Origin of the sequence: Streptomyces sp. SID14515 (assembly GCF_010548505.1) — a bacterium.
Lineage (GTDB): Bacteria > Actinomycetota > Actinomycetes > Streptomycetales > Streptomycetaceae > Streptomyces > Streptomyces caviscabies.
In genome coordinates this window covers 1-397 of sequence record NZ_JAAGMH010000063.1, presented here as the reverse complement: position 1 = coordinate 397, position 397 = coordinate 1, and the positions used below count along the sequence as shown (strand labels likewise).

At 79.3% G+C, this 397-nt stretch carries 1 protein-coding gene; it reads left to right on the top strand.

Going from position 1 to position 397, the window contains the following annotated elements; all coding sequences use genetic code 11:
* Window positions 1-397 (top strand): helix-hairpin-helix domain-containing protein (locus G3I54_RS11495; protein ID WP_275407950.1); only part of this gene is annotated, 397 nt, incomplete at both ends.

Sequence of the window (397 nt, the reverse complement as noted above, 5' to 3'; positions counted from 1 at the left end):
CCCGCCCGGCCGTCGGTGCGCTGGGCGAGCAGGCGGCCGAGCTGCTGCGCACCGACCCCTGGCAGCTGCTGGCGGTGCCCGGTGTGCGGCCGGAGCAGGCCGACGGCTTCGCCCGGGCCCTGCTGGGCGCCGGCTGCGGTCCGGACGACGGGCGCAGGACGGCGGCCCTGGTCGGCTGGCTGCTGGAGCGCGCCGCCCTCCAGGGCCACACGGCGCTGGACGCAGAGGCCGTACGGGCGGCGCTCGCCGAGCGTGCGGTCGGCGATCCGGACGCGGCGGTGCGGGACGCCGTCGAGGAAGGTGTCGCCCTGGTCTTCCGGGATGGCGGCGAGCCGGCGCCGGACGGCGAAGGGGATGAAGAAGGCGCGGAGGACGGGGCGGGCCTCGCGGAGGACGC